The organism is Duganella phyllosphaerae (genome assembly GCF_001758785.1).
Taxonomy (GTDB): domain Bacteria; phylum Pseudomonadota; class Gammaproteobacteria; order Burkholderiales; family Burkholderiaceae_D; genus Rugamonas; species Rugamonas phyllosphaerae.
The window spans coordinates 33,039-52,050 of sequence record NZ_LROM01000025.1 but is presented as its reverse complement, the minus strand read 5'-3'; the positions used below and the strand labels follow the sequence as shown (position 1 = coordinate 52,050).

The 19,012-nt window shown below is 61.6% G+C and carries 18 protein-coding genes; 16 read left to right on the top strand and 2 right to left on the bottom strand.

Annotated elements, in window-relative coordinates:
• The first annotated feature begins 21 nt into the window (after positions 1-21).
• The 9 genes from rplO to rplQ all read left to right on the top strand — a co-directional run bounded on the left by rplO (position 22) and on the right by rplQ (position 5,809).
• A complete protein-coding gene (rplO, locus tag DUPY_RS01695; protein WP_008444334.1) occupies positions 22-453 on the top strand; it encodes a 50S ribosomal protein L15 in 432 nt (143 codons plus the stop codon).
• 33 nt (positions 454-486) lie between these two features.
• A complete protein-coding gene (gene secY, locus DUPY_RS01690; RefSeq protein ID WP_070245982.1) occupies positions 487-1,821 on the top strand; it encodes a preprotein translocase subunit SecY in 1,335 nt (444 codons plus the stop codon).
• Between the two features lie 18 nt (positions 1,822-1,839).
• A complete protein-coding gene (gene infA / locus DUPY_RS01685; RefSeq protein WP_005663428.1) occupies positions 1,840-2,058 on the top strand; it encodes a translation initiation factor IF-1 in 219 nt (72 codons plus the stop codon).
• 32 nt (positions 2,059-2,090) lie between these two features.
• Entirely contained in the window at positions 2,091-2,204 is a 114-nt protein-coding gene (gene rpmJ, locus DUPY_RS27055; RefSeq protein WP_005663407.1) for a 50S ribosomal protein L36, read from the top strand.
• A 27-nt stretch (positions 2,205-2,231) separates the two neighbouring features.
• Positions 2,232-2,597, top strand: a complete 366-nt coding sequence (rpsM, locus tag DUPY_RS01680) for a 30S ribosomal protein S13 (protein WP_019923475.1) — start codon at positions 2,232-2,234, stop codon at positions 2,595-2,597.
• 14 nt (positions 2,598-2,611) lie between these two features.
• Complete coding sequence (rpsK, locus tag DUPY_RS01675; protein ID WP_070245981.1) at positions 2,612-3,016, top strand: 30S ribosomal protein S11; 405 nt, start codon at positions 2,612-2,614, stop codon at positions 3,014-3,016.
• 321 nt (positions 3,017-3,337) lie between these two features.
• The gene (rpsD, locus tag DUPY_RS01670; protein ID WP_070245980.1) at positions 3,338-3,961 is read left to right on the top strand and encodes a 30S ribosomal protein S4; all 624 of its coding nucleotides are present in this window, start codon (positions 3,338-3,340) and stop codon (positions 3,959-3,961) included.
• A 151-nt stretch (positions 3,962-4,112) separates the two neighbouring features.
• Positions 4,113-5,090, top strand: a complete 978-nt coding sequence (locus DUPY_RS01665) for a DNA-directed RNA polymerase subunit alpha (protein WP_026637581.1) — start codon at positions 4,113-4,115, stop codon at positions 5,088-5,090.
• Positions 5,091-5,410: 320 nt separating this feature from the next.
• The gene (gene rplQ, locus DUPY_RS01660) at positions 5,411-5,809 is read left to right on the top strand and encodes a 50S ribosomal protein L17 (RefSeq protein ID WP_026637580.1); all 399 of its coding nucleotides are present in this window, start codon (positions 5,411-5,413) and stop codon (positions 5,807-5,809) included.
• Positions 5,810-5,871: 62 nt separating this feature from the next.
• Here the strand turns inward: rplQ and DUPY_RS01655 are convergent, their stop codons facing one another.
• Positions 5,872-7,548, bottom strand: a complete 1,677-nt coding sequence (locus tag DUPY_RS01655) for a M28 family peptidase (RefSeq protein ID WP_070245979.1) — start codon at positions 7,546-7,548, stop codon at positions 5,872-5,874.
• Between the two features lie 148 nt (positions 7,549-7,696).
• Between DUPY_RS01655 and dsbD the strand changes: the two genes are divergently transcribed.
• A complete protein-coding gene (gene dsbD / locus DUPY_RS01650; protein WP_070245978.1) occupies positions 7,697-9,670 on the top strand; it encodes a protein-disulfide reductase DsbD in 1,974 nt (657 codons plus the stop codon).
• 66 nt (positions 9,671-9,736) lie between these two features.
• On the opposite strand, the gene DUPY_RS01645 is transcribed toward dsbD, so the two are convergent.
• Entirely contained in the window at positions 9,737-10,240 is a 504-nt protein-coding gene (locus DUPY_RS01645) for a Spy/CpxP family protein refolding chaperone (RefSeq protein ID WP_070245977.1), read from the bottom strand.
• A gap of 199 nt (positions 10,241-10,439) precedes the next feature.
• On the opposite strand from DUPY_RS01645, the gene DUPY_RS01640 reads away from it, so the two are divergent.
• The 6 genes from DUPY_RS01640 to DUPY_RS01615 all read left to right on the top strand — a co-directional run bounded on the left by DUPY_RS01640 (position 10,440) and on the right by DUPY_RS01615 (position 19,002).
• A complete protein-coding gene (locus tag DUPY_RS01640; protein ID WP_070245995.1) occupies positions 10,440-11,168 on the top strand; it encodes a response regulator in 729 nt (242 codons plus the stop codon).
• Positions 11,165-12,520, top strand: a complete 1,356-nt coding sequence (locus DUPY_RS01635; RefSeq protein WP_070245976.1) for an ATP-binding protein — start codon at positions 11,165-11,167, stop codon at positions 12,518-12,520. The genes DUPY_RS01640 and DUPY_RS01635 overlap by 4 nt, the downstream gene beginning before the upstream one ends.
• Positions 12,521-12,578: 58 nt before the next feature.
• A complete protein-coding gene (locus tag DUPY_RS01630; protein ID WP_070245975.1) occupies positions 12,579-13,730 on the top strand; it encodes an efflux RND transporter periplasmic adaptor subunit in 1,152 nt (383 codons plus the stop codon).
• A gap of 2 nt (positions 13,731-13,732) precedes the next feature.
• Positions 13,733-16,825: an efflux RND transporter permease subunit gene (locus DUPY_RS01625; RefSeq protein WP_070245974.1), complete on the top strand. Its 3,093-nt coding sequence runs from the start codon at positions 13,733-13,735 to the stop codon at positions 16,823-16,825.
• Between the two features lie 230 nt (positions 16,826-17,055).
• The gene (locus tag DUPY_RS01620; RefSeq protein ID WP_070245973.1) at positions 17,056-17,970 is read left to right on the top strand and encodes a hypothetical protein; all 915 of its coding nucleotides are present in this window, start codon (positions 17,056-17,058) and stop codon (positions 17,968-17,970) included.
• 135 nt (positions 17,971-18,105) lie between these two features.
• The gene (locus DUPY_RS01615; RefSeq protein ID WP_070245972.1) at positions 18,106-19,002 is read left to right on the top strand and encodes an ABC transporter ATP-binding protein; all 897 of its coding nucleotides are present in this window, start codon (positions 18,106-18,108) and stop codon (positions 19,000-19,002) included.
• The last annotated feature ends 10 nt before the right edge of the window (positions 19,003-19,012 follow it).

The window sequence follows — 19,012 nt, the reverse complement described above, 5'->3', positions numbered from 1 at the left end:
AGGCTTACACACGGAGAAATCATGGAACTGAATACCATTCAACCAGCCGACGGCGCCAAGCACTACAAGCGTCGCGTCGGCCGCGGTATCGGCTCCGGTCTGGGCAAAACCTCGGGCCGTGGTCACAAGGGTCAAAAATCGCGTTCGGGCGGCTTCCACAAAGTCGGCTTCGAAGGCGGTCAGATGCCTCTGCAACGCCGTCTGCCTAAGCGCGGTTTCAAGTCGCTCAACGCCACCTTCAAAGCTGAAGTGCGCCTGTCCGACCTGAACAACCTGGCTGTTGGCGATGTCGACATCCTGGTGCTGAAGCAAGCTGGCGTTCTGAGCGTGCTGGCACGCGACGTGCGCGTCATTCTGTCCGGCGAGATCACCAAAGCGGTGAACCTCAAAGGCCTGAAAGTGACCGCTGGCGCGAAAGCAGCCATCGAAGCAGCTGGCGGCTCGGTAGCCTGAGCTTGCCGCTAAACAGCTTGATCGGAGCGAAAATTGGCGACTAATCCACAACTTGCAAAAAGCGCTGCAGCCGGGTTCCCTTGGGGCCGGCTCTGGTTCTTGCTTGGCGCATTGGTGGTATATCGTATCGGTGCTCACATCCCGGTCCCCGGGATTGATCCGGTACAGCTGGCCGCACTGTTCAAGTCGCAAGAGGGCGGCATCCTGGGCATGTTGAACATGTTCAGCGGTGGCGCTCTCGCGCGCTTTACGGTGTTTGCGCTGGGTATCACGCCGTACATCTCGGCCTCGATCATCATGCAGTTGGTGTCGATCGTTTCGCCGCAGATGGAAGCGCTCAAGAAGGAAGGCGAAGCAGGCCGTCGCAAGATCACCCAGTACACCCGTTATTTCACGGTTGTTCTGGCTACGTTCCAGGCCCTCGGCATTGCCGTCGCTCTGGAGTCGCAACAAGGTCTGGTGCTCGATCCTGGTTATGCATTCCGTTTCGTAACGGTCGTAACGCTGTTGACCGGAACCATGTTCGTGATGTGGTTGGGCGAGCAAATTACCGAGCGTGGCTTAGGTAATGGCATCTCGATCATCATTTTCGCAGGTATCGCAGCCGGTTTGCCGGGCGCGCTGGGTGGCTTGGGCTCCTCGGTGTCGAACGGATCGATCGGTGCTTTCTCGGCGATCATCATCATGATCCTGGTAGTGGCGGTAACGTTCTTCGTGGTATTTGTCGAACGTGGCCAACGCAAGATTCTGGTGAACTATGCGAAACGCCAGGTGGGTAACAAGATTTACGGTGGACAAACGTCGCACCTGCCATTGAAGCTCAATATGGCCGGCGTGATCCCACCGATCTTCGCTTCGTCGATTATCTTGTTCCCGGCAACGATCGTGGGCTGGTTCACGACAGGCGCCGACACCGCCAATCCGGTGGTCAGGTTCCTGAAAGATTTGGCTGCATCGATGGGGCCAGGCGAGCCCATCCACGCACTGTTGTACGCGGTGGCCATCGTGTTCTTCTGCTTCTTTTACACCGCGCTGGTTTTCAACAGCAAGGAAACAGCAGATAACTTGAAGAAGAGCGGGGCCTTTGTGCCAGGGATTCGTCCCGGTGAGCAGACTGCCCGCTACATCGACAAGATCCTGACACGACTGACACTGGCTGGCGCCATTTACATCACTTTGGTGTGCTTGTTGCCGGAATTCATGGTCGCTGAGTGGAAAGTACCTTTCTATTTTGGCGGTACTTCTCTGTTGATTATTGTGGTTGTTACCATGGATTTCATGGCGCAAGTACAAAACTACGTGATGTCGCAGCAATATGAATCGCTGCTGCGCAAAGCAAACTTCAAGGGCGGAATTCCGACGCGATAAGCGCGGTAAACATACCGAATGGCAAAAGACGACGTCATACAGATGCAAGGCGAGATTCTTGAGAATCTCCCAAATGCAACATTTCGAGTGAAACTGGAAAACGGACACGTGGTGCTCGGACATATTTCGGGTAAAATGCGGATGAACTATATCCGCATCCTCCCTGGCGACAAGGTGACGGTAGAACTGACACCTTACGACCTGTCCCGTGCCCGCATTGTGTTCCGGACCAAGTAAATTTAATCGAACCTTTTAGAAGAGAGTTCATAATGAAAGTTAACGCCTCAGTTAAGCGGATCTGCCGCAACTGCAAGATCATCAAGCGCAAGGGCGTTGTTCGCGTAATCTGCGTCGAACCACGTCACAAGCAGCGTCAAGGTTAATAACCGTTATTTATCGAGGAATAACGAATGGCACGTATTGCAGGGGTTAATATCCCAAATCATCAGCACACCGTTATCGGCCTGACGGCCATCTACGGTGTTGGCCGCCCGCGCGCAAAGTTCATCTGCGCCGCGACGGGTATTGCGACCGATAAAAAGGTCAAAGACCTGGACGACAGCGAACTGGAAAAGCTGCGCGATGAAGTAGCAAAATTCATCGTCGAAGGCGATCTGCGTCGCGAACTGTCCATGAACATCAAGCGTTTGATGGATCTGGGTTGCTACCGTGGTATGCGTCACCGTAAGGGCCTGCCGGTCCGCGGTCAACGCACCCGCACCAATGCACGTACCCGCAAGGGCCCGCGCAAAGCCGCTCAGTCGCTCAAGAAATAATCTAGGGAAATCACATGGCTAAGCAACAGAACAGCGCAGCAGCAGCCCGCGTGCGCAAGAAGGTCAAGAAGAACGTTGCAGAAGGTATCGCACACGTTCACGCTTCCTTCAACAACACCATCATCACCATTACCGACCGTCAGGGCAATGCTCTGTCGTGGGCTACCTCCGGTGGCGCCGGCTTCAAGGGTTCGCGTAAATCGACCCCGTTTGCAGCGCAGGTTGCAGCTGAAGCCGCTGGTAAAGTGGCAGTGGAATGCGGCGTGAAGAACCTGGAAGTGCGTATCAAGGGCCCAGGTCCTGGTCGCGAGTCCGCAGTGCGCGCACTGAACAACCTGGGCATCAAGATCACCGAGATCCAGGACGTTACCCCAGTGCCACACAACGGCTGCCGTCCTCCTAAGCGTCGTCGCATCTAAGGAATCTCGGAAAACCTACTGCGCGATCCGCTATCGCCTCTCCGTTGCTCAGCGTACCTCCGTACGCTTCCGCTACTCGAGACGATAGCGAACCGCTCTCTACGGTTTTTGCGAGTTCCTTTCAGCTAGCTTACTAGCTGTCAAAAATCGCTGGAGCAGATGACCGGAAACGGTTATACTGCCCGGCTATTGCCGTCTGTCATGTCGCAAGACTGGCAGACTTTAGCCACGTCTGGCCCCTCGCGGCACGGACTAGCGCCTAACCAGGTAACCATTTTGTTGCTTGGCTGGGGCGTCATTATTTAAAACAAAGGAAGCATCGTGGCACGTTACATCGGACCAAAAGCAAAACTCTCCCGCCGTGAAGGTACTGACCTGTTCCTGAAGAGCGCACGTCGCTCGCTCGACAGCAAGTGCAAACTGGACGTCAAGCCAGGCCAGCACGGTGTCAAGTCGGGTGCCCGCACCTCGGACTACGGCAACCAACTGCGCGAAAAGCAAAAAGTCAAGCGTATGTACGGCGTTCTGGAACGTCAGTTCCGTCGCTACTTCGCAGAAGCTGACCGTCGCAAAGGCAACACCGGCGAAACCCTGCTGAAGCTGCTGGAAACCCGCCTGGACAACGTTGCATACCGCATGGGCTTCGGCTCGACCCGCGCTGAAGCGCGTCAGCTGGTATCGCACAAAGCGTTCACCGTGAACGGCCAAGTGGTCAACATCGCTTCGTACGCTGTCAAAGTCGGCGACGTTATCGCTGTTCGTGAAAAATCGAAAAAGCAAGTACGTATCGTTGAAGCGCTGTCGCTGGCTGAACAAGTCGGCATGCCAGCTTGGGTGTCGGTTGATGCCAAGAAAATGGAAGGCACTTTCAAGTCCCTGCCAGAGCGTAACGAGATCGCCAACGACGTCAACGAATCGCTGATCGTCGAACTGTACTCGCGTTAATAGTCGTAAGCGACGGCCAAGGCCGTCGTCCCCGCGCAGGCGGGGATCCAATTTTTGTTCTTCCGCCCGCTTAATATCTAAGCGGGCGTTTTTACTAATGCCATCAGCCTTATCGGCCTAACGCGCCGAGGGTATTGAAAAGGACATGTACATGCAAAACAGTTTGTTGAAGCCACGTATTATCGATGTAGAGGCGCTCGGCGCCGGCCACGCTAAAGTCGTGATGGAGCCGTTCGAACGCGGCTATGGCCATACGTTGGGTAATGCGCTGCGTCGCGTACTGCTGTCGTCGATGGTTGGCTACGCGCCAACCGAAGTGACGATCGCCGGCGTTGTGCACGAGTACTCGTCGCTCGACGGCGTACAGGAAGACGTCGTAGACCTGTTGCTGAACCTGAAGGGTGTCGTCTTCAAGGTCCACAACCGTGACTCCGTTACCCTGACCCTGAAAAAAGAAGGCGAAGGCGCTGTCCTGGCATCCGATATCGATCTGCCACATGACGTGGAGCTGATCAACCCGGACCACGTGATTGCCCACCTGACCGCTGGCGGCAAGCTGGACATGCAGATCAAGGTCGAAAAAGGCCGTGGCTACGTTCCTGGTAACGTGCGTCGCCTGTCGGAAGACACCAACAAGACCATCGGCCGCATTATTCTCGATGCATCGTTCTCGCCAGTGCGCCGCGTATCGTATTTCGTCGAGTCCGCTCGTGTCGAACAGCGTACCGACCTGGACAAGCTGATCATCAACATCGAAACCAACGGCGTGATCTCGCCGGAAGAAGCGATCCGTCAATCGGCCCGCGTCCTGGTTGATCAGTTGAACGTGTTCGCTGCCCTGGAAGGCACCGAAGCTGCTGCCGAAGCGCCATCGCGCGCTCCGCTGGTCGATCCGATCCTGCTGCGTCCAGTGGACGACCTGGAACTGACCGTGCGCTCGGCCAACTGCCTGAAAGCAGAAAACATCTACTACATTGGCGACCTGATCCAGCGTTCGGAAAACGAACTGCTCAAGACGCCAAACCTGGGCCGCAAGTCGCTCAACGAGATCAAGGAAGTTCTTGCCTCGCGCGGCCTGACCCTGGGCATGAAGCTGGAAAACTGGCCACCTGCAGGGCTGGAAAAGTAACAACTTGGGGGACAGGACTGGACATCGCGCAGCGATGCTCTGTCCTGTTAAGCCAACAGATTCGGTGACAGAGCTGGACATTGCGGAGCAATGTTCTGCTCTGTTACCAACTGATTAGCAGTTAGCAGTTTGTCGTTCCCGCGCAAGCGGGAACTCATGCGAGTCCGTGGCAACGCGGCCTCAGCATGGATACCCGCCTTCGCGGGTATGACGGTTCCACCGCCGCGAACGCGTTGTTCGCGGCGTAAAACACTTGAACCGGTCCGCGCTCATGTTGAGCGATCGAAGAACTCGGATTTAAACACCTGAAAGGAAGTACCATGCGTCACCGTCACGGCCTCCGTAAGCTCAATCGTACCTCGTCCCACCGTCTGGCAATGCTGCGCAACATGACCGTTTCCCTGCTGCGTCATGAAGCCATCAAAACCACCCTGCCAAAAGCGAAGGAACTGCGCCGCGTTGTCGAGCCTATCCTGACCCTGGGCAAGGTAGACACCCTGGCCAACAAGCGTCTGGCATTCTCCCGTCTGCGCGACCGCGAAATCGTTGGCAAACTGTTCTCGGAACTGGGCCCACGTTACGCTAACCGCAACGGCGGCTACCTGCGCATCCTGAAAATGGGTTTCCGCGTTGGCGACAACGCTCCAATGGCTTACGTTGAGCTGCTGGACCGTCCAGAAGCGACCGACATCGATGCAGCACCAACCGCCGAAGAGTAATCTTCCCGGTTAGTACAGCGTTACGAAAAAGCCAGGCTCTGCCTGGCTTTTTTTTGGGGTCATCACTTCGGTTTGAACTCCGAGCTGGCATTCCATGTCGGGGTGACGCCCTGGGCGATATCGAGCCCGACCTGGAACAGCAGGCCGATGTCCTGCACGCCACCGCTGAAGTCCCAGTCGGTTCGCACGTCGTCGGTGACCTGGTGGTAGTCCTTGCCGAAGTAGTGATCGACCACCCTGGCAGCGTAGCCTTCGGGTTTGTTGATGTAGCCGCTGCGCGCCTTGGTGTAGAGCACCGGCACGCCCACGCGGGCGAATTCCAGCTGGTCGGCGCGGTAGAAGCTGCCCAATTCGGGACGCGAGTCGTTGGCCATTTTGCGGCCCTGCGCTTGTGCGTGTTTGGTCAACAGCGCGTCGATACTCGAGTGGCCCGAGGTGACGTTTTCGATCTGCTCGGTCTTGCCCCAGGCGTTGATGCCGTCGATGTTGATGTTGGCCACGGTTTTCTTGAGCGGGTACAGCGGGTGACTGGCGTAATACTTCGCGCCCAGGAGGCCGCGTTCTTCGGCCGTGGTGGCCAGGAACAGGATCGAGCGCTTCGGTGGCGTTGGCAGCGCCCGATAGGCTTTGGCCAGCGCAAGCAGGGCGGCCGTGCCCGAGGCATTGTCGAGCGCGCCATGGTAGATCTGCTTGCTGCGTGGCCCCGGCAGGCGCCCGTCGATGCCCAGGTGATCCCAGTGGGCGCTGTAAATCACCAGTTCGTCCTTGAGCTTGGGATCGCTGCCTTCGATCAGCGCCACCACGTTGTTCGACGCGATGGTGCGCGACGTGTTGGCGATCTTGAAGCTGGCCGTTCCCTTCAGGTCGACCGGGCGGAAGGCCTTGGTCACTGCCTGCTTTTTCAAGGTTTCGAAGTTGTAACCGGCGGCAGCGAGCATGGCGCTGGCCTGGTCGCGCTGGATCCAGCCGGCGATGGCGGGCGCGTCCGGGTCGTCGCCTCCTGTCGCCTGGACCAGGCTGAACTGTTCGCCATTGCCGCCGCTGCGCACCACGTCCCACGGGTAGGCGGCCGGCCTGGTTTCGTGGATGATCAGGGCGGCCTTGGCGCCGAGCTTGGCGGCAATCTCGTATTTATAAGTCCAGCGGCCGTAATAGGTCATGGCCTTGCCGCGGAACATGGCGGGATCGAGCTCGGCCGGATTGCGTGGATCGGGCACGGCCGGGTCGTTGATCAGCATCAGCAGCGTCTTGCCGCGGACGTCCACGCCCTTGTAGTCGTCCCAGCCGTATTCGGGCGCCTGCACGCCGTAGCCGACGAATACCAGGTCGGATTGATCGACGCTCACCTGGTCGGGCGCGCTGGTGGAATGGGCGACGAACTGCTCGGGAAAATTCAGCGCCACGGTCTTGCCGGCGATGGTGTAGGTCAAGGTCGGCTTCGGTGTCTGGCCGCGCAGCGGCACTGCCTGCACCCAGGTGCCGTCCGGGTTGCCGGGCTTGAGGCCGAGTTTCCTGAATTCCTGCGTCAGGTAGGCAACAGTCTTGGTTTCGCCGTTCGAGCCGGGCGCGCGGCCTTCGAACTCGTCGGAGGCCAGCACCTTGATGTGGCGTACCAGGTCGTCGGCAGAAATGGTGGCCAGCGCCGTGGCCGGGGCCTGGTCCTGGGCCAGCACGGTGCCAGCGCTGAAGGTGAGCGCCGCAGCAAGAGCGCAATACAGCAGGGGACTTGGTGATGACATCGTGCAAACTCCCGGAAGGCGAAAAGTTGAGTGTCGCACAAAATTCCGCCGCTGTGCCCGGTCTCGACCCTGCCGTGGCCCGGACGGAAAATGCGTGCCCGGTGTACTATGCCAGTGCTTTGACTTCCCGCCCCGAGAGAAAGTATTCATGTCACGTCTTGTCCGATTTGTCGCCGCGCTGCTGCCGCTGGCGTTGTTACTGTTCTTCGGGGCCGCCCGCGCCCAGGATTTCCTCGAGCCGGCCAAGGCGTTCCGCTTTTCCGCCAGCATGGTCGATGGCCACACGATCGCGGTCAATTTCCAGATCGCCGATGGCTACTATATGTACCGCGAACCGTTCAAGTTCAGCGCCACTGGCGCCAGGCTGGGCACGCCGGTTATCCCGGCCGGCAAGATCCATTACGACCCGACGTTCGAAAAAGATGTCGAAACCTACCGCAAGAGCGTGACCATCACCATTCCGGTGGACGTGAACGGTGCATTTACCCTGCAGGTGAGCGGCCAGGGCTGCTCCGAAAAGGGGCTGTGCTATTCACCGCAGGACTACACGGCGCAACTGACCGGCAGCGGTTCGGTGCCGTTGCCCGCTGCTGCCGGCAAGGCTGCAGCGCCCACGGCAGCGGGCGCAACCGGTGCAGCCAACGCCACCGCAGCCAATGACACAGCAGCCAATGCCACCGCAGCCGGCGCAACCGCTGCCGCAGCGTCGCCCGCGATGGCCAAAGCCGCCGCAGTCGGCGAAGGCAAGCCCGCTGCCGTCAGCCCCGGCGTGACCATTTTCCCGATTGCGCCACCGACCGCTGAAGACATCGTGCCGCCACCGGCGCCCGTTGCTGCTCCCGCCACTGCAGCCGCCGCGCCAGCCAATGACAGCGGCCGCCTCGAAGCCGCCCTCAAGACTGGCAGCCTGCTGGTGATCCTGCCGCTGTTCGCGCTGCTGGGCCTGGGCCTGTCGTTCACGCCATGCGTACTGCCGATGGTGCCGATCCTGTCCTCGATCATCGTGGGCGAAGGCGACCGCAGCAACCGCAAGCGCGGCCTGCTGTTATCGGTCACCTATGCATTGGGCATGGCCATCGTGTACACAGCGCTGGGCGTGGCCGCAGGCCTGGCCGGCGAGGGGTTGTCGGCCGCACTGCAAAATCCGTGGGTGCTGGGCAGCTTCGGTGCGCTGATGGTGCTGCTGTCGCTGTCGATGTTCGGCTTTTACGAGTTGCAAGTGCCGGCCGCGCTGCAATCGAAACTCAGTTCTGTGTCGAACCAGCAGTCGTCGGGCAAGCTGGCCGGCGTGTTCGTCATGGGCGCCATTTCCGCGCTGATCGTCGGGCCGTGCGTGGCCGCGCCGCTGGCCGCTGCGCTGGTCTACATCAGCCAGACGCGCGACGTGTTCATTGGCGGCAGCGCGCTGTTCGCCATGGCGGTGGGCATGAGCGTGCCGCTGATCCTGGTCGGCGCCTCTGCCGGCGCGCTGCTGCCCAAGGCGGGCAAGTGGATGGATGCGGTTAAACGTTTCTTCGGTGTGCTGATGCTGGCGATGGCCTTGTGGCTGGTGTCGCCGGTGTTACCTCCGGTGGTACAGATGATGGGCTGGGCGGCGCTGTTGGTCGGCTACGGCATGTATCTGCTCCTTAACAGCGCCAAGTGGCCGGCCAAGGCGCTGGGCGTGGTGGCGGTGGCGCTGGGCGTGGTGCAACTGGGCGGCATGGTAACGGGCGGGCGCGACCCGCTGGCGCCGCTGGCGCACGTGACCGGCTCGAAAGACCAGCACCTGGCATTCCAGCGCATCAAGACCGTGGCCCAGCTCGACGCGATCCTGGCGCAGACTGGCGGCAAGACCGTGATGCTCGATTTTTATGCCGACTGGTGCGTGTCGTGCAAGGAGATGGAAAAGCTGACTTTTGTCGATCCCCAGGTGCAGGCCAAGCTGGCCAACACGCTATTGCTGCAGGTCGATGTGACGGCCAACGATGCCGACGACAAGGCCATGCTCAAGCGTTTTGGCCTGTTCGGGCCGCCAGGGATCATCCTGTTCGATGCACAGGGGCGCGAGATTGCCGGTTCGCGCGTGATCGGCTACCAGAATGCGGCGAAGTTTGCGCAGTCGCTGGAGCGGTTGAAATAACAGGTTCCCCGCCGGAGCGGGGAACCGTGGCAACGCTTGATGACGCTTAGTGACGCTTGATGACGCTTAACCGCGCTTCACGTCCTGGCCGCGCTGGCCACCCCAGCCACGGTGGCCACCCCATCCACCATGCTTGCCGCGCATGCTGTGCTGGTCGAACGCGGCTTTCTGTTCAGGCGTGAGCTGGTTGTAGAACGCCGTCATCGCGGTCAGATGCTGTTGCATTTTGTCTTCACGCATCTTGGTTCTTTCGATCATCTTGCTCAAACGTTCAGGCGAGGACAGCTTGGCGAATTCGCCGCGTGGTGGCCGTGCACCCGTGCGGGCTGCCGGCTTGATCGCCGCCTGGTAAGCGGCCCAGGCCGATTCCTGTTGTGCCGTCAGTTTTAGCTGGTCGTGCAGGCGCGCCTGGCGCTTGGCGTACATTTCTTCCATCTTGGCCTGGCGCTGCTCCGGCGTGGCGCGCTGGCTGTGCTCGGGTTTAGTCTGCGGTGCAGCGTCCTGTGCCTGCGCGGCCGCCATGCCCAGTACCGTAAAACCGATGAGGATGCTTTTGCGAATGATGTTCATGGTCGTTCCTTTCGTCTTGGTGGGGAGTAGCGCAGCGTTGTTTCTGCGCTTGAGACCATCTTCGCTGCCAAAGATTGCCATGACGTTTCTCTAGTCACAGTATTTGTATCCAGATGTGACGTATTTCTTCATGGCACATATACAAGCCGATACAATTGGGCATTGGTAGCGCAAGCATGAACTGGGGATAATGACGTCCATGGAACCTACATCGACAATTCTGATCGTTGACGACGATCGCGACATTCGCACCCTGCTGGCCGACTACCTCGAGTCGAACAGTTACCGGGCGCTGTGCGCCGCCGACGGCACCGCCATGTGGAAGCTGCTCGACGAGTCCAAGCCGGACCTGGTCGTGCTCGACCTGAACCTGCCCGGCGACGATGGCCTGACCCTGTGCCGCAAGCTGCGCGCGCAATCGACCCTGCCGGTGATCATGCTGACCGCCCGCGCCGAGCCGCTCGACCGTATCCTCGGCCTGGAAATGGGCGCCGACGACTACCTGCCCAAGCCGTTCGAGCCGCGCGAGCTGCTGGCGCGCATCCGCAGCGTCCTGCGCCGCAGCAATGCCATGCCCAGCGGCAGCGGCGCCGACAAGGCGCAGCAAATGCGCTTTTCCAACTGGACCCTGGACCTGACCGCGCGCCACCTGCTCAACCCGGACGGCCTGGTGATCATGCTGTCGGGCGCCGAGTTCCGCTTGTTGAAGGTGTTCCTGGAACACCCGAACCGCGTGCTCAACCGCGACCAGCTGCTCAACCTCACCCAGGGGCGCGACGCCGATCCGTTCGACCGCTCGATCGACATCCAGATCAGCCGCCTGCGCCAGAAGCTCGGCGAGGACGCGCGCGTGCCGCAAATCATCAAGACCGTGCGCAACGGCGGCTACGTGCTGGCCGGCCAGGTCACGGTGGAGCCGCACGCGTGAAAGATTTTTTCGGGTCGATGACCGGCCGCGTGTTCCTGGTGCTGCTGCTGGGCATGATGGCCTCGGCGGCGCTGACACAATGGCTGTCGGTTGGCGAGCGCACCAGGTCGTTCGAGCGCTACCGCGATTTTCACGCCATGGAGCGCGCCGAGCAGCTCATTACCACGGCCGATACGCTGGCGGCCGAATCGCGGCCCACGTATCTGCGCATGGCCGAGCGCGGCACCATCAAGCTCGAGCGCATTGCCGGGGCGCCTGCGGTGACCGGCGCAGCGACGGCATTTTCCCACGCCTTGCAGCAGCGCCTGACCAAGGGCGTGCAACTGCAGCCGGTGGCCGGCCGGCCAGTCGAGTGCGGCCAGCCGCGCCAGCGCTCCATCTTCGCGCCCAGCCAGTGGGGCGGCGCCTGCGAAGCGATGTACGTCACCCTGCGCGACGGCACCAGCCTCAAACTGTCGATCCTGCCGCCACCTGAAGTGCCAGCCAAAGCATTGAGCGAATACATTTCGCTGCTGCCGTTCTTGCTGTCGGTGGCGGCGCTGGCCTACCTGGTCACGCGCATGGCCGTGCGGCCGCTCAAGCTGCTGGCCAAGGCTGCCAAGGACCTCGGTAACGACATCAACCACCCGCCGGTGGTGCTCAGCGGCGCCGCCGAGATCCGCCAGGCCAGCGCGGCCTTCAACGCCATGCAGGCGCGCATTCGTCAGCACATCATGCAGCGCACGCAAATGCTCGCCGCCATCACCCACGACCTGCAAACGCCGCTCACGCGGCTGCGGCTGCGGCTGGAAAAAGTGCGTGACGACGAATTGCAGCAGCGCCTGATCGACGACCTGTCGGCCATGCAGCAAATGGTGCGCGAGGGCCTGGACCTGGCGCGCAGCATGGACGCGTCGGAAACCATGCAGGCGCTCGACCTCGATTCGCTGCTCGACAGCGTGTGCAGCGACGCCTCCGACAGCGGTCAGCCGGTGGAACTGCGCGGGCGCGCCAACATGGCGCTGATGGGCCGGCCGCTCGACATGCGCCGTTGCCTGGTGAACCTGATCGACAACGCCGTCAAGTATGGCCACTACGCCAACGTCACCGTCGAGCGGATCGCCGGCGCGGCGCGCGTGATCATCCGCGACGGCGGCCCCGGCATCGCCAGGGACCAGATGGCGCACGTGTTCGAGCCGTTTTACCGGATCGAATCGTCGCGCTCGCGCGAGTCGGGCGGCACCGGCCTGGGATTGACCATCGCGCGCAACATCGCCGAGCAGCACGGCGCCACCGTGGCGCTCAACAACCACCCCACCGGCGGCCTGGAAGTGACGGTGATCTTGCCGGAATCATACGCAGGCCGCTTGTAGAACACTCCCGCAGTACCAAACACAACAGCCATACCTAAAACACAAAGACTGTTCCAACATGAAAAAATCGACAATTGTTACCCTGGCGGCCACGGCCGCCGTCATCGGCTTATCCGGCTGGTACATGAAAAGCGGCGGCAACCACGCCGCGCCAGCTGGCAAGCAGGCCAGCGGTCCCCAAGGCCCGACCACGGTGAGCGTGGTGGCGCCGCAGCGGCGCGACGTGCCGGTGGTGTTGCAGGCCAACGGCACCGTCACGCCGATCAGCACCGTGGACCTGCATCCGCAAACGACCAGCACCATCGTCCGGGTGCACATCAAGGAAGGGCAGTTCGTCAAGGCGGGCGAGCTGATGTTCTCGCTCGACGACCGCAGCGCCCGCGCCAACGTGGAAAAGGCAGCGGCCCAGGTGGCGCGCGACCGCGCCGCGCTAGCCGACGTCGAGCGCCAGTACCAGCGCGCCGAAGATTTGCTGGCACAGAAATACGTGGCGCAAGGCGCAGTCGATACACTCAAGAGCCAGGTCGAGGCGGCAAAGGCCGTGCTGGCCGCCGACCTGGCCGCCGCCAGTGCCGTGGGCGTGGACGCCAGCTACAACACCATCCGCGCACCGATGTCGGGCCGGGTGGGCGCGATCAACGTCTATGCCGGCAGCCTGGTGCAGATGAGCACGTCGCTCACGACCGTCACCCAGCTCGACCCGATCAACGTCGCCTTTACCTTGCCGGAGTCGGCGCTGGGCGGCCTGCTTGAAGCGCAGCGGCGCGGCGCGGTGCCGGTGCGCGTGACGCAGCCGACGTCGGACAAGGAACTGACCGGCGCACTGAGCTTTATCGACAGCACGGTCGATCCGGTGGCCGGCGTGATCCGCGTCAAAGCCCAGTTCGACAACAAGGTCACCAGCCTGTGGCCGGGCCAGTACGTCAACGCGCAACTGGTGTCGCACGTGCTGCCGAACGCCACGGTGATCCCGCAAAACGCCATCATCAGCAATACCCAGGGCACGTTTATCTATGCGGTCGATGGCGACCAGTCGGCCAGGGTGGTGCCGGTCAAGCGCCTGCACGCGTTCGGTGACTTTGCCGCCGTCTCCGGCCTCAAGGGCAACGAGCAAGTAATCGTCGACGGCAAGCAGAACCTGCGCCCGGGCGGCAAGGTCCGCATTGCCACCGCCGACAAGGCGCTTGATGCTACCGTCACCAAGGGCTGAGCATGAATATTTCCGAGTTGTGCATTCGCCGTCCGGTGATGGTGGTGCTGCTGTCGGTCACGCTGGTGCTGGCTGGCGTGCTGTCGTATTTCTACATTCCGGTGGCTGCGCTGCCCAGTTACAACACGCCGGTGATCAACGTCTCGGCCGACCTGCCGGGAGCGTCGCCCGAGACCATGGCGTCGTCGGTGGCGCTGCCGCTGGAAAAGCAGTTTTCCACGATTGCCGGCCTGACCCTGATCACGTCGTCGAACACGCTGGGTAATTCTTCTCTCACGCTCGAATTCGATACCAGCATCAACGTCAACGAAGCGGCGGTCGATGTGCAGGCCGCCTTGCTGCGCGCCCAGCGCCAGTTGCCGATCGAAATGACCGATTTGCCGTCGTACCGCAAGGTCAACCCGGCCGACGCGCCGGTGCTGTTCATGACCATGAATTCGCCGTCGCTCACCTTGGCCGAACTGAACGATTACGCCGAAAACCTGGTGGCGCCCAGCCTGTCCACCTTGCCGGGCGTGGCGCAGGTGAGTGTCAACGGCCAGAAGCGTTTCGCGGTGCGTATCCGCGCCCGGTCCGACCTGCTCAACGCCCGCGACCTGACCCTGGAAGAACTGCAGCAGGCGATCAAGTCGGCCAACGCCAATACGCCGCTCGGTGTCCTCGACGGTCCCAGCCAGACCCTGACCATCCAGGGCAATCCGCAACTGATGAAGGCATCTGAGTTCGCCGACCTGATCGTGGCGGTGCGCAACGGCGAGCCGGTGCGCCTGAAAGACGTGGCGACGGTGGAAGACAGCTTCCAGTCGGTCAAAGCGGCCGGCAGCTACAACGGCGAGCGCTCGATCGTGCTGCTGGTGCAGCGCCAGCCCGACGCCAACACCGTGCAGGTGGTCGATGGCGTGCGCGCGCTGCTGCCGCGGTTCCAGTCGCAGTTGCCGGCGTCGGTCAACATCAACCTGGTCAATGACCGCTCGGTGTCGATCCGCGAGGCGATCCACGATGTGAATCTGACCTTGCTGCTGACCATCGTGCTGGTGGTGCTGGTGATCTTTTTGTTCCTGCGCCGCGCGGCCGCCACCTTCATTCCGGCGATTACCATGCCGATTTCGCTGCTGGGCGCGCTGGCCTTGCTGTACGCGTTCGGCTACAGCCTCGACAACATCTCGCTGCTCGGCATCACGCTGGCCGTGGGGCTGGTGGTCGATGACGCCATCGTGGTACTGGAAAACATCGTCCGTCATATCGAGCTGGGCAAAAAACCGCTGCAGGCGGCACTGATCGGCTCGAAGGAAATGGGTTTTACGATTATCTCGATCTCCGTGTCGCTGGTGGCCGTGTTCATTCCGATCTTCTTCATGCCCGGTGTGATCGGGCTGATGTTCCACGAATTTGCGGTGGTGGTGGCGCTGGCGGTGCTGGTATCGGCGGCGGTGTCGCTGATGCTGGTGCCGATGCTGGCCAGCCGCCTGCTGCCGGCCGATACCATCGACCCCGAGCATGACAAAGGCAACTGGCTGGGACGCTGGTTCGAGGCCGGTTTTACCAGGCTGCGCAATGGCTACGCCAGCACGCTCGACATCGCGCTGCGCCATCGCTTCCCGGTGCTGATGCTGGCCTTCGGCACTTTTGCGCTGACGGTGGTGCTGTACATGGCGATCCCGAAAGGCTTCTTCCCCGAGGAAGACCTGGGGCAAATCCGCGTCAACACCGAGGCCTCGGAAGATATCTCGACGTCGGCCATGCTGGCGCTGCAAGACCGCGTGGTGGACGTGCTGCGCGCCGACCCCAATGTGCAGGATGTGACGTCCTTTACCGGCGGCGGCAATACCGGCCGGATGTTCCTGGTATTGAAGCCACGGGCCCAGCGCGACAAGATGCCGCAAGTGCTCGACAGCCTGCGCAAGGCCACCGGATCGATACCGGGCATTGCCGTATACCTGAGCCCGGTGCAGAACCTGCAACTGGGCGGGCGCCAGTCCAAGAGCCGCTACCAGTACACCTTGCAGTCGGTCAGCCCCGGCGCGCTGGGCGAGTGGGCGCAGAAATACCAGGAGCTGCTGCGCGCCGATCCCGATTTCCGCGACGTCACCAGCGACACGCAAAATCGCGGTTTGCAAGCTTCGCTCAAGATCGACCGCGACAAGGCCAACAACCTGGGCGTGGCGCTGGGCGACGTGCGCACCGCGCTGTACCTGGCCTTTGGTGAGCGGCAGGTCTCGACCATCTATTCGCCGGCGGCCAGCTACTACGTGATCCTCGAAGCGGCCGACGCCGATCGCCAGTTCGATAATGCACTGACGAAAATCTCGGTGCGCAACAAGGCCGGTCAACTGGTGAAATTGTCGAGCTTTGCCAGCGTGGAGCGCACCGTCGGCCCCACGGCAGTCAACCACCAGGGCCAGTTGCAGGCGATTACCCTGTCGTTCAACCTGGCGCCCGATGTACCGCTGGGCAAGGCCACCGCCAAGATCGACCAGATGGGCATCGACATGCGCCTGCCACCATCGATCATCACCAACTATGGCGGCGACGCGGCCGTGTTCCAGAGTTCGCAAGGCAGCCAGGTGGTGCTGATCCTGGCGGCGCTGGGCGTGATCTACGTGCTGCTGGGCGTGCTGTACGAGAGCTATATCCACCCGCTGACCATCCTGGCCGGCTTGCCGTCGGCAGCGGTGGGGGCATTGATCACGCTGTGGATTTTTAATCTCGACCTGACCATGATCGCCATCATCGGCATCCTGATGCTGATCGGCATCGTCAAGAAAAACGCCATCATGATGATCGACTTCGCCCTGCACGTGCAGCGCACCGAGGGCAGGGCGCCGGCCGACGCGATCCGCGAAGCTTGCATCCTGCGCTTCCGGCCGATCATGATGACCACGCTGGCAGCCATCATGGGCGCGCTGCCGATCGCCCTGGGCCTGGGCGCCGGCGCCGAATTGCGCCAGCCGCTGGGTCTGGCCGTGGTGGGTGGGTTGATCTTTTCGCAAGCAATTACGCTGTACATCACGCCGGTGATTTACCTGTACCTGGACCGGTACAGCGGTACTGGACCGCTCAGTGACGAAGAATGTGGCGTCGCGCACGCAATATGAGGTGCAACCGTGGCATCCTTACGCATCCGTAATGCAAATTACTTGCTTTGGATACATAAGGTAACACCCGTCAAGAGCCGTAACTTGTAAAGTAGATACTTGGAGCACGCACGCCGTTTCGTGCGGCGCGCTATGATGGCTGGCTTTGAATTCCCGAGCGATTCCCAAAATGCCGGGAGTCTGGCACTATGGCCGCATTTTGAAGACTTCGTTCCACAAGGTTCCGTATCTTGCACCACGACTCCCACATCCTTTCCGCCAACGGTTATTGCGAAACCTGCGGCCAGCCTTTGCCGCTGCCGGGGGACGCGTACGCCTTGTGGGAACAGAAGAAATCGATTCCCCGCCGCTACGGCCTGGCGTTCACCGTCGCCCTGCACCTGGCGTTCGTGCTGTACTACCTGTTCGCGCCGTCGCCGCCACCGCCGAAGACCAAGTCCGCGCCCAAGGGCGGCGAGATGGTGTACATCTCGCCATTGCCGATTACGCCGCAAAAGCCGACCGTCAAGCCGTCACCGAAGAAGGCTGAACCCAAGCCGACCAAGCCGGTCAAGCCCGCGCCAAGCAAGCCGAGCACCGTGCGTACCAAGCCGACGCCGGCCCAGCCCAAGCTGGAAACCTTCGTGCCGCCGGTGCAGGCGACCATGACGCCGCCACCACCACCGCCGCAAGAGCAGGACATGTCGCAGATGCTAGCCAAGCGCCGCGCCGAGCGCGAGGCGGCCAATCCGTCGCCGCAGCCGGCCGAGCCGGCCCAGTCGGCCGCCGAACGCTCGCTGGCGCGCGCCAAGGCCAATATCGCCGGCGCCAACGCCCGGGGCGGCCAGGATCCGAACGACACCGGCGGCGTGTTCTCGGTGGACAAGCGCTCCAACAGCGCCGACGTGAAATTCCGTGGCTGGAATACCAACTTCAAGCGCAACTGGCTGCAACAGATCCACGTCGAGCAGGGCAGCGAGAAGGATATCGAGACCGCCGTGGCCAAGGAAATGATCAAGATCATCCGCAAGGAAAAGCCGGGCGACTTCGAATGGGAATCGCGCCGCCTGGGCCGTACCGTCAAGATGAGTGCGCGCAAAGAAGACGAGGCGGAATTGCTGTCCTTCCTGCTCAAGGAAATGTTCCCCGAGTATCGCCAGTACTAACGTCCACCCCGCGTTTTCTGCCGTCTGTCGCACAAAACCGCCGTTGATCGAAAGACACTGATAAGTTTGCAACTTTGCTCTATAGTAAGGTTGCTTCGGAGCGTGTGGCTCCGGCTTATCAGGAGACCTGGCGTCATGCTTTCGATCAAACAGCTCAACAAGACCTACGACAACGGCGTCAAGGCCATCAACGACGTCACGCTGGAGATCGGCCATGGCATGTTCGGCCTGCTGGGTCCGAACGGCGCCGGCAAGTCGTCGCTGATGCGCACCATCGCCACCCTGCAGGACCCCGACAGCGGCTCCATCACCTTCAACGGCCTCGATGTATTGGCCGAGCCGCAGGCGCTGCGCCGCCAGCTTGGCTACCTGCCGCAGGATTTCGGCGTCTATCCCAAGGTGAGCGCCGATGTGCTGCTCAACCACTTTGCCGTGCTCAAGGGCCTGACCGCGCGCGGCGAGCGCAAGGAAGCGGTCGAAGCGCTGCTGCAGCAAACCAACCTGTGGGACGCGCGCAAGCGCAACCTGGGCACGTATTCGGGCGGCATGCGCCAGCGCTTCGGCATTGCCCAGGCGCTGCTGGGCGCGCCCAAACTGGTGATCGTCGACGAGCCGACCGCCGGCCTCGATCCCGACGAGCGTAACCGTTTTCTCAATCTTCTGGCCCGCATCGGCGAACAGGTGGTGGTCATCCTCTCCACCCACATCGTCGAAGACGTCACCGACCTGTGCCCGCAGATGGCGGTGATCGTCAAGGGCCAGGTACTGGTGCAGGGCGAGCCGCAGGCCGCCATCGACACCCTGCGCGACAAGGTCTGGCGCCGCACCGTGAGCGCCGAAGCGCTGCCTGGCTACCAGGAGCGCATGAACGTGCTGCGCACCCGCCTGGTGGGTGGCAAGCCGCAAATCCACGTGTATGCGGACAGCCAGCCCGACGACGGCTTCATCGCGGTCGAGCCGAACCTGGAAGACGTGTACTTCCTGCACGTGCGCGCCGCCCACCGCGCCGCTGCGGCTGTGGTTCAGGCTTGAGGAGCACGCC

Bases quoted from the DNA above. Each gene is read 5' to 3' on its own strand.
- rplO (WP_008444334.1), top strand. From the start codon at position 22: ATGGAACTGAATACCATTCAACCAGCCGACGGCGCCAAGCACTACAAG.
- infA (WP_005663428.1), top strand. From the start codon at position 1,840: ATGGCAAAAGACGACGTCATACAGATGCAAGGCGAGATTCTTGAGAAT.
- rpmJ (WP_005663407.1), top strand. From the start codon at position 2,091: ATGAAAGTTAACGCCTCAGTTAAGCGGATCTGCCGCAACTGCAAGATC.
- rpsM (WP_019923475.1), top strand. From the start codon at position 2,232: ATGGCACGTATTGCAGGGGTTAATATCCCAAATCATCAGCACACCGTT.
- rpsK (WP_070245981.1), top strand. From the start codon at position 2,612: ATGGCTAAGCAACAGAACAGCGCAGCAGCAGCCCGCGTGCGCAAGAAG.
- DUPY_RS01665 (WP_026637581.1), top strand. From the start codon at position 4,113: ATGCAAAACAGTTTGTTGAAGCCACGTATTATCGATGTAGAGGCGCTC.
- rplQ (WP_026637580.1), top strand. From the start codon at position 5,411: ATGCGTCACCGTCACGGCCTCCGTAAGCTCAATCGTACCTCGTCCCAC.
- DUPY_RS01655 (WP_070245979.1), bottom strand. From the start codon at position 7,548: ATGTCATCACCAAGTCCCCTGCTGTATTGCGCTCTTGCTGCGGCGCTC.
- dsbD (WP_070245978.1), top strand. From the start codon at position 7,697: ATGTCACGTCTTGTCCGATTTGTCGCCGCGCTGCTGCCGCTGGCGTTG.
- DUPY_RS01645 (WP_070245977.1), bottom strand. From the start codon at position 10,240: ATGAACATCATTCGCAAAAGCATCCTCATCGGTTTTACGGTACTGGGC.
- DUPY_RS01640 (WP_070245995.1), top strand. From the start codon at position 10,440: ATGGAACCTACATCGACAATTCTGATCGTTGACGACGATCGCGACATT.
- DUPY_RS01630 (WP_070245975.1), top strand. From the start codon at position 12,579: ATGAAAAAATCGACAATTGTTACCCTGGCGGCCACGGCCGCCGTCATC.
- DUPY_RS01625 (WP_070245974.1), top strand. From the start codon at position 13,733: ATGAATATTTCCGAGTTGTGCATTCGCCGTCCGGTGATGGTGGTGCTG.
- DUPY_RS01615 (WP_070245972.1), top strand. From the start codon at position 18,106: ATGCTTTCGATCAAACAGCTCAACAAGACCTACGACAACGGCGTCAAG.